The 15104-nt window shown below is 65.6% G+C and carries 12 protein-coding genes; 4 read left to right on the top strand and 8 right to left on the bottom strand.

Annotated elements, in window-relative coordinates:
* The 5 genes from HMPREF2716_RS04895 to HMPREF2716_RS04875 form a co-directional block, all read right to left on the bottom strand.
* Positions 1–550 (bottom strand): extracellular solute-binding protein (locus tag HMPREF2716_RS04895; RefSeq protein WP_139181177.1); only part of this gene is annotated, 550 nt, incomplete at its 3' end.
* Between the two features lie 55 nt (positions 551–605).
* Positions 606–1715, bottom strand: a complete 1110-nt coding sequence (locus tag HMPREF2716_RS04890) for an ABC transporter ATP-binding protein (RefSeq protein ID WP_003085109.1) — start codon at positions 1713–1715, stop codon at positions 606–608.
* A gap of 232 nt (positions 1716–1947) precedes the next feature.
* A complete protein-coding gene (locus HMPREF2716_RS04885) occupies positions 1948–2982 on the bottom strand; it encodes a polyamine ABC transporter substrate-binding protein (protein ID WP_003085106.1) in 1035 nt (344 codons plus the stop codon).
* A 128-nt stretch (positions 2983–3110) separates the two neighbouring features.
* Positions 3111–3743: a response regulator gene (locus HMPREF2716_RS04880; protein ID WP_003085103.1), complete on the bottom strand. Its 633-nt coding sequence runs from the start codon at positions 3741–3743 to the stop codon at positions 3111–3113.
* A 45-nt stretch (positions 3744–3788) separates the two neighbouring features.
* Positions 3789–6182 carry a PAS domain-containing sensor histidine kinase gene (locus HMPREF2716_RS04875; RefSeq protein ID WP_009875783.1) on the bottom strand — a complete coding sequence of 798 codons (2394 nt, stop codon included), beginning with the start codon at positions 6180–6182 and terminating at the stop codon, positions 3789–3791.
* 151 nt (positions 6183–6333) lie between these two features.
* Here HMPREF2716_RS04875 and HMPREF2716_RS04870 point away from each other — a divergent pair, with 151 nt between their 5' ends.
* The gene (locus HMPREF2716_RS04870; protein WP_012613533.1) at positions 6334–7395 is read left to right on the top strand and encodes an alpha/beta hydrolase family protein; all 1062 of its coding nucleotides are present in this window, start codon (positions 6334–6336) and stop codon (positions 7393–7395) included.
* Here HMPREF2716_RS04870 and HMPREF2716_RS04865 read toward each other — a convergent pair whose 3' ends face one another.
* Genes HMPREF2716_RS04865 through HMPREF2716_RS04855 form a run of 3 tightly spaced genes read right to left on the bottom strand, consistent with a single transcriptional unit; the run spans position 7396 to position 9843 of the window.
* A complete protein-coding gene (locus HMPREF2716_RS04865; RefSeq protein WP_003099547.1) occupies positions 7396–8154 on the bottom strand; it encodes a DnaJ domain-containing protein in 759 nt (252 codons plus the stop codon). It abuts the gene before it with no gap.
* A gap of 1 nt (position 8155) precedes the next feature.
* Positions 8156–8830, bottom strand: a complete 675-nt coding sequence (gene murU, locus HMPREF2716_RS04860; protein ID WP_003099549.1) for an N-acetylmuramate alpha-1-phosphate uridylyltransferase MurU — start codon at positions 8828–8830, stop codon at positions 8156–8158.
* Positions 8827–9843 carry an aminoglycoside phosphotransferase family protein gene (locus HMPREF2716_RS04855; RefSeq protein WP_003099554.1) on the bottom strand — a complete coding sequence of 339 codons (1017 nt, stop codon included), beginning with the start codon at positions 9841–9843 and terminating at the stop codon, positions 8827–8829. Before HMPREF2716_RS04855 ends, murU begins: the two co-directional genes overlap by 4 nt.
* 126 nt (positions 9844–9969) lie before the next feature.
* Here HMPREF2716_RS04855 and lptD point away from each other — a divergent pair, with 126 nt between their 5' ends.
* Genes lptD through pdxA form a run of 3 tightly spaced genes read left to right on the top strand, consistent with a single transcriptional unit; the run spans position 9970 to position 15018 of the window.
* On the top strand, positions 9970–12762 hold the full coding sequence (gene lptD, locus HMPREF2716_RS04850; protein WP_042929843.1) for an LPS-assembly protein LptD: 2793 nt from the start codon (positions 9970–9972) through the stop codon (positions 12760–12762).
* Complete coding sequence (locus HMPREF2716_RS04845) at positions 12743–14035, top strand: peptidylprolyl isomerase (RefSeq protein ID WP_003109024.1); 1293 nt, start codon at positions 12743–12745, stop codon at positions 14033–14035. The genes lptD and HMPREF2716_RS04845 overlap by 20 nt, the downstream gene beginning before the upstream one ends.
* The gene (gene pdxA / locus HMPREF2716_RS04840; protein ID WP_023518325.1) at positions 14032–15018 is read left to right on the top strand and encodes a 4-hydroxythreonine-4-phosphate dehydrogenase PdxA; all 987 of its coding nucleotides are present in this window, start codon (positions 14032–14034) and stop codon (positions 15016–15018) included. The genes HMPREF2716_RS04845 and pdxA overlap by 4 nt, the downstream gene beginning before the upstream one ends.
* Positions 15019–15104 lie beyond the last annotated feature (86 nt).

Genomic DNA, 15104 nt, shown 5'->3' with positions numbered 1-15104 from the left:
CCTTCGGCGCCACGCCATCGGCCATCAGGGCGAATTCGAGGGTGTACTTGGCGCCCTTGCGCAGGCCGCGCTTGCCGGGGAATTTCTTGATGTCCCAGAAGTCCGCCCAACTGGTCGGCGCGCTTTTCAGCTTGTCGGCGTTGTAGGCGAGCACCGTGGACCAGACGAAGAAACCCACGCCGCACGGTTGGATGGCGCCGGGCACGAAGTCCTCGGTCTTGCCGAACTGCGCCGGGTCGAGTTCCTCGAACAGGCCTTCGTCGCAGCCGCGCGACAGCTCCGGCGACTCCACTTCCACCAGGTCCCAGGACACGCTGTTGGTATCGACCATGGCCTTGACCTTGGCCATCTCGCCGTTGTATTCGCCGGCGACGATCCTGTTGCCGGTGGCTTTCTGGTAGGGCTCGTAGAACGCCTTGATCTGGGCGCTCTTGTTGGCCCCGCCGAAGGACACCACGGTCAGGTCCACCGCCATGGCCTGGGCCGCGCAGGCCAGGCCGGCCGCCAGGGTGGCGAACTTCAGGCTGGCCGCTTTCAGGGATTTCGACATTATTGTTCTCTCCACAGTGCAGGGTTGCTTCGGTACGGTTCGGGACTGCCGGCGCTCACGCCGCCGGCAGAGGGTCGAGCGCCCTCACATGCTCGACCTGCCAGCCCAGCGGAACCACATCACCGACGCTCAGCGTCGGGTCCAGCTCGGCGATCGGCTGCTTGACGAAGAAGTCGTCGCGGCCGCAGACCTCCAGGCGCACACGCACGTGGTCGCCCAGGTAGACGAACTCGGCCACGCGGCCGGAGAAACGGTTGACGCAAGACTCGCTGGCACCGTTCAGGCGCACCCGCTCGGGGCGGATCGACAAGGTTACCGGCTCGCCCGGCTGGCCGACGTTGACCGCCAGCGCCTCGACCTTCTCGCCGCGCGGCAGTCCGACCACGCAGCGCTCGCCGTCGCAACTGAGAAGCTGCCCGGATAGACGGTTGTTCTCGCCGATGAAGTTGGCCACGAAGGTGTTGCGCGGCTGCTCGTAGAGATTGCGCGGCGGCTCGATCTGCTGGATTTCGCCCTGGTGGAACACCGCCACCCGGTCGGACATGGTCAGCGCCTCGCCCTGGTCGTGGGTGACGTAGACCACGGTGACACCGAGGCGCTGGTGCAGATGCTTGATTTCCATCTGCATGTGCTCGCGAAGTTGCTTGTCCAGCGCTCCCAGGGGCTCGTCCATCAGCACCAGTTGCGGCTCGAAGACCAGCGCGCGGGCCAGCGCCACGCGCTGCTGCTGGCCACCGGAAAGCTGCGCCGGATAACGCCCGGCGAAGGCGTCGAGCTGGACCATCGACAACGCGCGCTTGACCCTTTCCTTCACGTCGGTCTTGCTCATGCCACGGACGCTGAGGGGAAAGGCCAGGTTCTCGGCCACGGTCATGTGCGGGAACAGCGCATAGTTCTGGAACACCATGCCGATGTCGCGCTTGTGCGGAGGGACATTGTTGATCGAGCGACCGGCCAGGAGGATTTCGCCGGCGGTGGGGGTTTCGAAACCGGCCAGCATCATCAGGCTGGTGGTCTTGCCGGACCCGGAGGGGCCGAGCAGGGTGAGGAATTCGCCCTTGCGAATGTCCAGGTTGAGATCCTTCACGATGAGGGTCTCGCCGTCGTAGCTTTTCTGCACGCCACGGAAGCTGACCAGCACATCGCCGCCTTGAGTCTCGGCCATAACCGCACCTTTGTTCGTTTTATGGATGCTGTGCGAACAGCCTAGAGAACCCGGCGCAGGACGCAAATCGGCCGGCAAGAGAGTTTTCTATCAGGGGAAAGGAAAGCTCTTTGTAGGAATCGCCCTACAAAAAAGATGCCCCCGGAATGGGCCAGACCGCTCTGGGAAGGGGCTTTCGAGAAGGGCAAAGGTTTGCGCGCCAGCGCTCTCCGGCTGGCGCGCAACGGCCTCCTCAGCGCTTGGCCCAGTTCTGGAAACGCTGCTCCAGGGCCTCGCCGTGCTCCGCCCAGAAGGCCACGTTCATACCCACCGCGTTCTGCATGTTCTGCGGTGCGGTCGGCAGGTTGGCAGCCACTTGCGGATCGAGCAGGCCTACCGCCTTGCGGTTGGCCGGGCCGTAGGCGATGTTCTCGGCGAAAGCCTTCTGCTGCTCCGGCTGGCTGGCGAAACGGATGAACTCCTCGGCCAACTGCTTCTTCCAAACCCCGACCGGCAGCGCCCAGAAGTCGAAATCGTAGACGCCGCCGCTCCAGACCATTGCCAGGCGCTGCTTCTCGGCCTGCGCCGCGGCGATCCGCCCGTTGTAGGCCGAACTCATCACCACCGTGCCATCAGCCAGGTCGCGCACAGGGTCCTGCCCGGACTTCCACCAATGGATATAGGGCTTCAGCTCGTCGAGCTTGCGGAACGCCCGCTCGACACCGGCGGGCGTCGCCAGCGTCTGGTAGACGTCCTTCGGCGCCACGCCATCGGCCATCAGGGCGAACTCCAGGCTGTACTTGGCGCCCCAGCGCAGGCCGCGCTTGCCGGGAAACTTCTTCACGTCCCAGAAATCCGCCCAGCCCTGCGGGCTGCCCGCAACCTTGCCGGGGTTGTAGGCAAGCAGCGTGGTCCAGACGAAGATGCCGACTCCGCAGGGCTGCACCGCGCCGGGAACGAAATCCGCGGGATCGCCGACCTTCGCCATGTCCAGCTTCTCGAACAGACCTTCCTCGCAACCGCGCGCCAGCTCCGGCGCCTCGACTTCCACCACGTCCCAGGAGACGTGGCTGATCTCCACCATGCGCTTGAGCTTGGCCAGGTCGCCATTGTAGGAGCCATGCACCACGCGATTGCCGGTGGCGCTCTTGAAGGGTTTGTAGAACGCGGTTTCCTGGGCTTCCTTGTTGGCGCCGCCGAAGGAAATCACGGTCACGTATTCCGCCCAGGCGGGCGCGGTAACTCCGAGAAGGGCGCACAACAGGCCCGTCCTCATGGCTGGCAACATCGTTTCTTCTCCTTATCGTGTTGGCCGGCAAGCATCATTCCCTGCCGCGCGGAAGCCAGGTAGACAGCAGATCGCGAAAACCGGACCTGGCGCACAAGCCGCGAGCAAAACCTGGGCGAACGCCCCTGTCAGAGCAGGCGGTGCTCCATCGCGTAGCGCACCAGGTCGGCTACCGAATGCGCGTTGAGCTTCTGCATCAGGCGTGCCTTGTGGGTACTGATGGTCTTGTTGCTGACCGCCAGTTGCTGGGCGATCTCGTTGACGTTGGCGCCCTGCACCAGCCGCTCGAACACCGAGAACTCGCGCTCGGAAAGCAGCGCATGGGGCGGACGCGAATCGGTCAGGCCGACCTCGAAGACCATCCGATCGGCAAGGTCCGGGTCGATGTAGCGTCCGCCGCCGGCGACCCTGCGGATCGCGGTGAGCAGCAATGCCGGATCGCTGTCCTTGGTGGCATAGCCGGCAGCACCTATCTTCAGGGCGCGGGCGGCCATCTGCGCCTCGTCGTGCATCGACAACACCAGGATCGCCGGCGGCTCGTTCAGCGCGCGAATCCGCGGAATCGCCTCGAGGCCATTGACGCCGGGCATGGAGATATCCAGCAGGACCACCTCGCAAGGCGTTCCGCGCAGGGTTTCCAGCAACTGCTCGCCATTGGTGGCCTCGCCGACCACCTGCAGGTCCTTGGCCATGCCAATCAGTTGCTTGATGCCTTCCCTGACGATCGTGTGGTCTTCAGCGACCAGGACTCGGATCACCACTCTTTGCTGCCTCACGCTGTTCCGCCTTGCCGGCGGTTGTTCTTGTCACGGGCCCGCGACGCCCAGCGGAATCCTCACGCTGAGCGTGGTGCCCTCGCCGGGGGCACTGTCGATGTCCAGCGTACCGCCCATCATCAGCACCCGCTCGCGCATGCCGACCAGGCCGAAGGAACTGCCACGCCCCACCGTGGCAACATCGAACCCGCGACCGTCGTCGCTGACGCTCAGGCACAGCTCGTCGCCCTCGCGCAGCAGACGCAGTTGCACAGTATGCGCCTCGGCATGCCGCATGACATTGGTCAACGCCTCCTGGAGGATGCGGAACAGGCCGATAGCCTTGGCGTCGACCAACTGCGGCGAGTTCTCCGGCACCTCCACCAGGCAGGGAATTTGCGTGCGCGCCTCGAAGCGCCGCGCCTGCCACTCCACCGCCGAGCCGATTCCGGCGTCGAGGATCGGCGGGCGCAGTGCGGTAGCCACGTCGCGCACCAGCTGGAACAACTGGGCGATCAGCTTTTTCATGTTGCCCAGGCGTTCGCGCAGGCCCTCCTGGGCATCGGCATAGGCCAGCTCGCACATCGAGGTTTCCAGCTTCAGCACCGTCAGCACCTGGCCCAGCTCATCATGGACCTCGCGGGCGATACGCGCCTTCTCCTCCTCCCGCACCGACTCCAGGTGCGCCGACAGCTCGCGGAGCTGGGCGCGCGACTCGCCGAGTTCGAGTTCGATCTGCTTGTTCGCGGTGATGTCCCAGACCACCCCGTCCCAGACCGCGCGACCATCCTCGAAACAGCGCGCCGAAGCCTTGATGTCGGCCCAGCGCAATTCGCCCTGGCGGGTGAGGATGCGGCCCTGCCAATGCCAGTCGCGATTCTCGTCGAGGGCAGCCATCTGGCTCGACCAGTAGCGCTCGCGGTCGTCGGGATGGACCAGGCCACGAATGCCGCGGCCGCTCTCGATCAGTTCGCGAGCGCTGTAGCCGACCAGCGCCTCGCTGCCCTCGCTGATATAGGCGAAGTCGGAAAACGCGCCGGCCCGCGGGCGCTCCAGGCGGAAGACCATGCCCGGCACGTTGGAGGCGATGCCCTTCATCCGCGCCTCGCTTTCCTGCAATGCCTCGCGGGCACGGCGGCGCTCGGTGACGTCGCTGAGGAACACCACCAGATACTCGGACGTGCCGAAGCGCAGGAAGCTAAGCGAGACGTCGGCCGGCAGCCAACTGCCGTCGGCGCGCAGGCAGCGGGTCTCGAAGCTGAGCGGGCCCTCCTCGCTATTGCGCGCACGACGCCAAAGATTCAACCAGCGGTCCATGTCCAGGCCGGGCTCGAAGTCGGCCAGCGGACGGTCCACGAGTTGGCCGTCGGCATGGCCGAGCATCTGTTCGGCGGCGCGGTTGGCGTAGCGTACGCGGCTGTCCCAGTTGACCCAGAGGATGCCCAGGGTGCTGTTGTCGATGGAGAACTGGGTCAGGCGCAGCGCCTCCTCGGCCGCCTGGCGCAGCTCCAGGTCGCGGCGGGCGCCGTACAGCCGGGCTTCCAGCGCATGCTGCTGGCGCCGCTGGAGGAACACCGCCGCCAGCGCGCCGGCCAGCAGCAGGCCGAGGAGGATCGACAGGTTCTGCCAGAACCCCGGCGACTCGCCGAGGCGCGGATACTTGGGTTGCAACCAGCGCTCGTGCAACTGGTCCAGGGACTTGCGCGGCAGCGAGCGCAACGCCTGGTCGACCACCATCGCCAGTTCCGGCCAGTCGCGACGGGTCGCCACCCGTAGCAGTTGCGGGTAGCCGATGTCGCCAACCACCGCTAGCTCGGCGAACTCCGGCTCGCGAGTCAGGCGGCTGAGTTGCGCTTCGTCGATCACCGCGTAGCGTGCCTGTCCGGCGAGCACGGCGCGCAGCACCTCGCGTTCGGAATCGGCCGCCCCCCATTGCAGGCCGCTATAGGTGCTGCTGAGGTAGTCGGCTACCGAACTGCCGGCCCGCACGGCAACCCGGGTATCGCGCTCCAGTTGCTCCAATTCGACGCTGCCGCTGCCATCGCGCTTCCCCACCACCAGCCGGGAAACCCGCAGGTAGGGATCGGAGAACAGCCACAAGCGCAGCCCGGCTGGGGTCTGGCTGAGGCCGGGAGCGATATCCACGCGCCCAGCGCGCAGGGCATCGTCGAGCGCCGCCTGGTCGGGATAGCCCTGCCACCGCAAGGTCACCTGCATTGCCGTGGCCAGCCAGCCCATCAGCTCCACGTTGGCCCCGGAATACTGTTGCAGGCGGCGGTCGTACTGGGCATAGGGCGCTTCGGTGACCACCCCGACGCGCAATTCCCGATGCTCCGCCAGCCAGGTCCGTAGCTCCGCCGTCAGCGGCAAGGCGACCGACTCCTCCGCTCGCACGGGCAGGCTCAACAGCAGACAGAAGAAGAGCAGACAGCAACGACGCAACATGCCGGCGACACTCCACGGAATACACCGCAACGGAAGGAAAAGCGGGCATACCTTACCGCGAGCGCGACCGGCGAACCATGCGAAGGCTCGGCCTGACAAAGAAGTGCTCTGGGTTTAGGCTGCCTTCTGGATTGTCTATCGGGAATTTCCAATGCCGGCCTTCTCTCTACTGCCGAAGCCCTCCGCCCTGCTGCCGCTGCTATTGGCCGCCGCTTTCCTGCCGCCGGCTTTCGTTCATGCCGAAGAGGAGGCCGCCAAGGACCAGCCGCCGGCCCCCGTGGAACGCCCGGCGGTCAGCGAGCGCAGCCAGGACGAGGCCAAGGGGCTGGAGCGCCAGTTGCCGGAGGACGGCCAGCAGATCCTCAAGGCCGGCGACGAAAGCTTCCTCACCCTCTGGTTGCCAGCCAACACCGCCGAGGCCGAAGGTGTAGTGATCCTGGTTCCCGGTGATGGCGAAAGTCCGGACTGGCCGCAAGCCATCGGCCCGCTAAGGCGCAAACTGCCGGATGCCGGCTGGCAGACCCTGAGCCTGGCCCTGCCCGACCCGCAGAGCACCGCGCCGGTTACCCGCCCTGCGGAATCCGCTGCCAGCGCCAGCGCCGACAAGGACGCCAGCGCCGCGGACAGCGCAAGCAAGCCTGACGTGAAAGGAGAAAGCGGCAACGCGCCGGCGCCGGAAAGCACCGCCCAAGCCGGCAGCGGCGAACCGGCGCAGAGCGAGGACCAGGCCCCTCCCCCAGCCATCGATCCGGTCGAGCAGCGCAAGGCGCACGCCGAACGGGTCATGGCGCGCCTGCAGGCGAGCATCGACCTGGCCCTGCAGCACGAACCGAAAAGCGTCGTCCTGCTCGGTCATGGCACGGGCGCCTATTGGGCGGCACGCTACCTGGCGGAGAAGGAGCCTGCGGAAATCCACAACCTGCTGCTGGTTGCCGCGGAGGTACCGCGCGATTTTCGCCCGGCGCTGGAAGATATGGTGCCGAAGCTGAAACTGGCGACCGGCGACTTCTATTACCGCGACGCCCGCGCCGACCGCGAGGCGGCCAGGCTGCGCATGCAGGCCGGCAAGCGGCAGAAACACCCGGCCTACGTACAAATCGCGATGCAGGCGCTACCGGCCGACCCCAAGGCGGAGCAGGAGCAACTGTACCGACGAATCCGCGGCTGGCTCAGCCTTCACCTGCAGGCCGATGCGCAGAAACCTGCGGAGTGATCAGCGGAACCCCTCACGCTCTCGGACCAGGGCGTAGGCCGCCTGCAATTCACGGGTTTTCTCGGTAGCCGCACGCACGCGCTCGACGCTGGCGCCGGCTCCCGCCAGTTTGTCCGGATGGTGCTGGCTGATCAGCTTGCGATAGGCGCGTTTGATCAGCGCCGGCTCGCTTCCGGCCTCCACGCCGAGCAGCAGCAGGGCCTCACGGTAGCTATCCCGGGCGACAGCGCGCGTCCGCTTCGGCATGACCCGCGCCGACAAGCGTTCCGTTCGCTCCGCCGACCAACCCAGCCAGCGCCCCCATTGCAACACCAGTTGTCGCGCCGACTGGCTGAGCACGCCGCCAGCCCAGGCCATCCGCCAGCAGGCGAGCAATACTGCCTCCGCACGTTCGCCCTTCAGACGCGCGACCTCCGCCTGCAGATGGGCGATGCCGGCCTTGCCCTTGCCGAAGGACGCGATGGCACGCCGCTGGGCTCGCCTATCGAGCTTGCGCAACGCCATCTCCTCGCGCGCCTGGCGGATATGCATCTCCTCCACCCGCCCGCCGCTCTTGGCCAGATAGCCGAGCAACTGGAACAGCAGGTCGTCCTCATCGTTCACCGCCCGCCCGCGCAAGCGCGCCAGCAGGCCGCGCCAGGACTCCAGGCGCAACCTGCGGTCCAGCAGTTGCCCCAGCAGGCCGCCGAGCAGGGCGCCGGGGATGCTGGCCAGGGCCCAGCCGGCTCCGGCTCCGATCAGCGTAGCGGGCCAGAGCATCTCAGGCGTGCTCCGCCAGCAATCGCTCGACTTCCGCCAGGCGCTCGTGGGTACCGACGTCGACCCACTGCCCACGATGGTGTTCGCCGCTGACCCGCCCCGCGGCGATGGCCTTGCGCAATAGCGGCGCCAGCTTGAAGGCGCCCGGCTGGCAGCCCTCGAACAGCGCGGGATGCAGTACGGCGATCCCGCTGTAGGTAAGGTTGCCGCCCGCTTCGCGGGTCTCGCCCACCCGTCCGCCGGCATCCAGGTGGAAATCGCCGGCGGGATGGTGCGCCGGGTTGTCGACCAGCACCAGATGCGCCAGGTCGCCGTCGGCAAGATGCAGCCGAGAGTAGTCGAAGTCGCTCCAGACATCGCCGTTGAGCAACAGGAACGGCTGCTCGCCGAGCAACGGCAGGGCGCGGAAGATTCCGCCACCGGTTTCCAGCGGTTCACCCTCCGGGGAATAGGCGATCCGCCCGCCCAGGCGCGAACCGTCGCCGAGATAGGCCTCGATCTGCTCGCCAAGCCAGGCATGGTTGATCACCCAGTCGTCGACTCCGGCCTGGCGCAGCGCCAGCAACTGACGCTCGATCAATGGCACGCCGGCGGCCTCGATCAGCGGCTTGGGCGTGTGCAGGGTGGTCGGCCGCATGCGCTCGCCACGCCCGGCGGCGAGGATCATCGCCTTCATGCCTCGGCTCCCTGCGGCAGCGAGGCCAGCAGCTCGCCCAGTTCGGCCAGCTCGGGACGGCGCGCCACGGCGGTTTCCAGATAACGGAAGAAGCGCGGCACGTCACCCAGGTAGCGCGGCTTGCCGTCGCGGTGACAGATACGGGCGAAGATGCCAATCACCTTCAGGTGGCGCTGCACGCCCATCAGGTCGCTGGCACGGAGGAAGTCTTCGAAGCTTGGCGGCAGCGGGATGCCGGCCCAGGTCGCCTTCTTCCAGTAACGGTTCAGCGCGGCATGCACGCGCGGCTCCGGCCAACTGACGAAGGCGTCCTTGTACAGGCAGGTGACATCGTAGGTGACCGGGCCGTGCAGGGCGTCCTGGAAGTCGAGGACGCCCGGGTTGGGCTCGCTGAGCATCAGATTGCGCGGCATATAGTCGCGATGGACGAACACCCGCGGTTGCTCCAGCGCGCTGCGTACCAGCAGGTCGCAGATCCGTTTCCAGCGGGCCAGCGTCTCGCCCTCCAGCTCCACGCCGAGGTGGCGGGCCAGGTACCAGTCGGGGAACAGCTGCAGCTCGCGGCGCAGCACCGCTTCGTCGTAGGCAGGCAGGACACCGGCGACATCGACCTTCTGGAAGGCGATCAGCGCATCCAGGGCCGGTTCGAACAGCTCGTCGGCATTCCCGGGATGAAGCACGTCGAGGTAGGTCTGCCGGCCCAGGTCACTGAGCAGCAGGAAACCGTTCTCCAGATCCTGGGCGAGAATCCTCGGCACATGCACGCCGGCTCCGGCGAGCAGTCCGGCGACCTTGACGAACGGTCGGCAGTCTTCCTGGGGCGGCGGCGCGTCCATCACCACCAGGCTGCGGTCCCCTCCCTGCCAGCGGAAATAACGACGGAAGCTGGCGTCGCTACTGGCCGGGATCAGTTCGGCGGGGGGCACTTCCCCCCAACCTTCGGCAACGAACAACTCGGGCAAACAAGAGTCCAACCAGCGATTCAGCTGCTGGAAACGGGCATCATCAGACATTTACGGGGTTCTCCACGGCCCTAGCCGTTGCGCAGGTCATGCTTTATTATCCAGCATCTTTTTCAGCCCATCGAGAGGCGTGCGGCCCACCGGGCCGATGGCGCGCAGGAAGCCCGGATTAACAAGATGGCAGTGAAATCCCTCGTGTTTCGAAGAAAGTTTCCCCTGCTGGTCACCGGCAGCCTGCTGGCTCTGCAGCCGGTCGCAGCATTGACTGTACAGGCCGCCGATCAGTTCGACTGCAAGGTATCGGCCACCGGCGGCTGGGATTGCTCCCCGCTGCAGAACGCCAATGCCAACCTGCCACCGCGCCCGGCGCATACCGCGACCTCGGTCAGCACCGCCGCGGCGGGCACCAGTGTATCCGGCAGCGGAGGCGAAGCCGTCGAGGCAGAGCCGACCCAGCGCCTGGTCACCGAGTCCGGCGGTCGCGCGCTGAAGTCCCGCAGTGCGGACTACTCGCACCTCGACTGGATTCCTCGGGAAAAACTGACCGCCGCCCAGTTGGCGGAAATCGGCCCCTATTGCGGCGGCTCCTACATCGAGCCGGTGCGTCCGGGCATGGATGACGGCGCGCCCAGCGACGAGAGCCCGACCTACGTATCCGCCAAGGCTTCGCGCTACGAGCAGGAAAAACAGATCGCCACCCTCGCCGGTGACGTGGTCCTGCGCCAGGGCAGCATGCAGGTGGAAGGCGACGAGGCCAACCTGCATCAGCTGGAAAACCGCGGCGAACTGGTCGGCAACGTCAAGCTGCGCGACAAGGGCATGCTGGTGGTCGGTGACCACGCCCAGGTCCAGCTGGACAACGGCGAGGCCCAGGTCGACAACGCCGAGTACGTGATCCACAAGGCCCATGCCCGCGGCAGCGCGCTCTACGCCAAGCGCAGCGAGAACGCCATCATCATGCTCAAGGATGGCACCTACACCCGCTGCGAACCGAGCAGCAACGCCTGGACTCTGAAGGGCAACAACGTCAAGCTGAACCCGGCCACCGGCTTCGGCACCGCGACCAACGCGACCCTCCGGGTCAAAGATTTCCCGGTGTTCTACACCCCGTACATCTATTTCCCGATCGACGACCGCCGCCAGTCCGGCTTCCTGCCGCCGAGCTTCAGCAGCACCAGCGACACCGGCTTCACCCTGGTCACCCCGTACTACTTCAACCTGGCGCCGAACTACGACGCCACGTTGTACCCGCGCTACATGGCCAAGCGCGGCATGATGCTGGAAGGCGAGTTCCGCTACCTGACCCACAGCAGCGAAGGCACCGTCAACGCCGCCTACCTGAACGACAAGGACGATCACCGCGAGAACTTCCCGGACTACAGCAAGGACCGCTGGCTGTACGGCCTCAAGAACACCACCGGCCTCGATTCGCGCTGGCTGGCCGAGGTCGACTACACGCGGATCAGCGATCCCTATTACTTCCAGGACCTGGATACTGACCTGGGTGTAGGCAGTACCACCTATGTCAATCAGCGCGGCAGCGTGACCTACCGGGGCGATACCTTTACCGGTCGCCTGAACCTGCAAGGTTATCAACTGGCGACCACCACCGACGTGACGCCTTACAACCGTCTGCCGCAGGTCACCTTCGACGGTTTCTTGCCATACAATCCGGGCGGCCTGAAATTCGACTACAAAACCGAATTCGTCCGCTTCGACAGAGACCTCGATGACGGATACTACATCGCGGACGAGAACGACCCTATCGGTTCCCGAGTACCCCGTGTCGACAACAACCTGAAGGGTCTGGCCCGGGCCAATGGCGACCGGGCACACCTGGAACCCGGCATGAGTCTGCCGATGACCCGGAGTTGGGGTTATCTGACCCCGACCCTGAAGTTCCTCTATACGAAGTACGATCTGGATCTGGACAGCCAGGGCAAGCAAACCCTTACTGCATATGACGAAACATTCGATAGCAGTCAGGATCGCTCGCTTCCGTTGGCCAAGGTTGACAGTGGCCTGTATTTTGACCGTGATATGACCTTTGCCGGCACGCAGTTTCGGCAAACCCTGGAACCAAGAGCGATGTATCTGTACGTTCCGTACAAGGACCAGGACAATATTCCAGTATTCGACACCAGCGAACCGTCGTTCAGCTATGACTCCCTCTGGCGAGAGAATCGGTTCTCCGGCCGTGACCGTATCGGAGACGCCAACCAATTGTCGCTCGGCGTGACTACCCGCTTCATCGAACCCAATGGATTCGAGCGCGCCAGCTTGAGTGCTGGACAGATTTACTACTTCCGTGATCGTCGTGTACAACTGCCCGGCCTGACCGAAAAAGATTTGGATCGTCTGCGTGCGACCAATCCTGATCTGAAAGATCCGGATACCGATAGCTGGCGTTCTCCATATGCACTGATGGGGCAATACCGCTTCAACCGCGACTGGAGGGTCAGCTCCGACTTCAACTGGAATCCCAACACCAGTCGTACAGAATCTGGCAGCGCCATGTTCCACTATCAGCCAGAAGACAATCCAAACAAGGTGGTCAATGCTGGCTATCGCTACCGCGAAGATGCTCGCCGCTTCAACAGCTCCACGGGACGGTTCATGTACGGCCGCGAGGACGACATCATCAAACAGCACGACTTCTCGGTCATCTGGCCGATGGTGCCGCAGTGGTCCGTGCTCGCCCGCTGGCAGTACGACTACAACAAGAACCGCACCCTCGAAGCCTTCGGTGGCTTCGAATACGACAGCTGCTGCTGGAAGCTGCGTCTGATCAACCGTTATTGGCTGGATGTGGACGACGATGCCTTCCTTACGCAGAACGCAAAGGCCGACCGCGGCGTCTTCCTGCAGATCGTCCTGAAGGGCCTCGGCGGCATCGTAGGCAACAAGACGGAAACGTTCCTCGACAAAGGCATCCAAGGTTATCGTCAACGTGAAGATCAAGCTATGTAATCGGCTGCGCCCCCTTGCATTGGGCGCAGCACTCCTTTGCTCCTTCGCGCATGCCGAAGTGGTACCACTGGACCGGGTCGTCGCCATCGTCGACAACGATGTGATCATGCAGAGCCAGCTCGACCAGCGCCTGCGTGAAGTGCACCAGACGCTGCTCAAGCGCGGCGCGCCGCTGCCGCCCGAGCACGTGCTGACCCAGCAGGTGCTGGAACGCCTGATCATCGAGAACATCCAGCAGCAGATCGGCGACCGCTCCGGCATCCGTATCTCCGACGAGGAGCTGAACCAGGCGATGGGCACCATCGCCCAGCGCAACGGCATGAGCCTGGAGCAGTTCCAGGCCGCCCTCACCCGCGACGGCCTGTCCTACGCCGACGCCCGCGAGCAAGTCCGTCGCGAGATGGTGATCAGCCGTGTGCGTCAGCGCCGGGTCGCCGAGCGCATCCAGGTCAGCGAGCAGGAGGTGAAGAACTTCCTTGCCTCGGACATGGGCAAGATCCAGCTTTCCGAAGAGTACCGCCTGGCCAATATCCTGATCCCGGTGCCGGAAGCCGCGTCCTCGGACGTGATCCAGGCCGCCGCAAGGCAGGCCCAGGAGCTCTACCAGCAGCTCAAGCAGGGCGCCGACTTCGGCCAACTGGCGATTTCCCGCTCGGCCGGCGACAACGCCCTGGAAGGCGGCGAGATCGGCTGGCGCAAGGCTGCCCAGTTGCCGCAGCCGTTCGACAGCATGATCGGCTCCCTGGCCGTCGGCGACGTCACCGAGCCTGTCCGCACCCCCGGCGGCTTCATCATCCTCAAGCTGGAAGAGAAGCGCGGCGGCAGCAAGATGGTCCGTGACGAGGTGCATGTCCGCCATATCCTGCTCAAGCCCAGCGAGATCCGCAGCGAAGCGGAGACCGAGAAGCTGGCGCAGAAGCTGTACGAGCGCATCCAGTCCGGGGAAGACTTCGGCGAACTGGCGAAGAGCTTCTCCGAAGATCCGGGTTCCGCCCTCAACGGCGGCGACCTGAACTGGATCGACCCAGAAGCCCTGGTGCCCGAGTTCCGTCAGGTGATGAACGATACCCCGCAGGGCGAGCTGTCCAAGCCGTTCCGCTCGCAGTTCGGCTGGCACATCCTGCAGGTCCTCGGCCGTCGCGCCACCGACAGCAGCGAGAAGTTCCGCGAGCAGCAGGCGGTAAGCGTACTGCGCAACCGCAAGTACGACGAGGAACTGCAAGCCTGGCTGCGGCAGATCCGCGACGAGGCCTACGTGGAAATCAAGCAGTGAGCCTGCACTTCGCGCTCACTCCAGGCGAGCCGGCAGGTATCGGACCCGATCTGTGCCTGCTGCTCGCCCGCTCCGCCCAGCCCCACCCCCTGATCGCCATCGCCAGCCGCACGCTCCTGCAAGAGCGCGCCGGCCAACTGGGCCTGGCGATCGACCTTAAGGACGTTTCCCCGGCCGCCTGGCCAGAGCGACCGGCCAAGGCCGGCCAACTGTACGTATGGGATACGCCCCTGGCCGCCCCGGTCCGGCCCGGGCAATTGGACCGAGCCAACGCCGCCTACGTCCTGGAAACCCTGACCCGCGCCGGCCAGGGCTGCCTCGACGGGCACTTCGCCGGGATGATCACCGCACCGGTGCACAAGGGCGTGATCAACGAAGCCGGCATCCCCTTTTCCGGCCATACCGAATTCCTCGCCGACCTCACCCACACCGCCCAGGTGGTGATGATGCTGGCCACTCGTGGCCTGCGCGTGGCCCTGGCGACCACCCACCTGCCGCTGCGCGAGGTCGCCGACGCCATTAGCGACGAGCGCCTGTCCCGGGTCGCGCGCATCCTCCACGCCGACCTGCGCGACAAGTTCGGCATCGCCCATCCGCGCATCCTGGTCTGCGGACTCAACCCGCACGCCGGCGAAGGCGGTCACCTGGGCCGGGAAGAGATCGAGGTGATCGAACCCTGCCTCGAGCGCCTGCGTGGCGAAGGCCTCGACCTGGTCGGCCCGCTGCCGGCCGACACCCTGTTCACTCCCAAGCACCTGGAGCATTGCGACGCGGTGCTGGCGATGTACCACGACCAGGGTCTCCCCGTGCTCAAGTACAAGGGCTTCGGTGCCGCCGTGAACGTGACCCTCGGCCTGCCGATCATCCGCACCTCTGTCGACCACGGTACCGCGCTCGACCTGGCCGGAAGCGGCCGCATCGATAGCGGCAGCCTGCAGGTCGCCCTGGAAACCGCCTACCAGATGGCGGCCAGCCGCTGCTGACGGCGGTCGGCCATCGTTTAGCCCTGCCGGCCCGACGCTTCGCTGTTAAAATGGCGCCCTTTCGCATCCGCGCCTCCCGCCTTGGC

Source organism: Pseudomonas sp. HMSC076A11, from assembly GCF_001810205.1.
GTDB lineage: Bacteria > Pseudomonadota > Gammaproteobacteria > Pseudomonadales > Pseudomonadaceae > Pseudomonas > Pseudomonas aeruginosa.
Note: the sequence above shows the minus strand (reverse complement) of the source record. Positions and strands in the feature narration are given on the sequence as shown.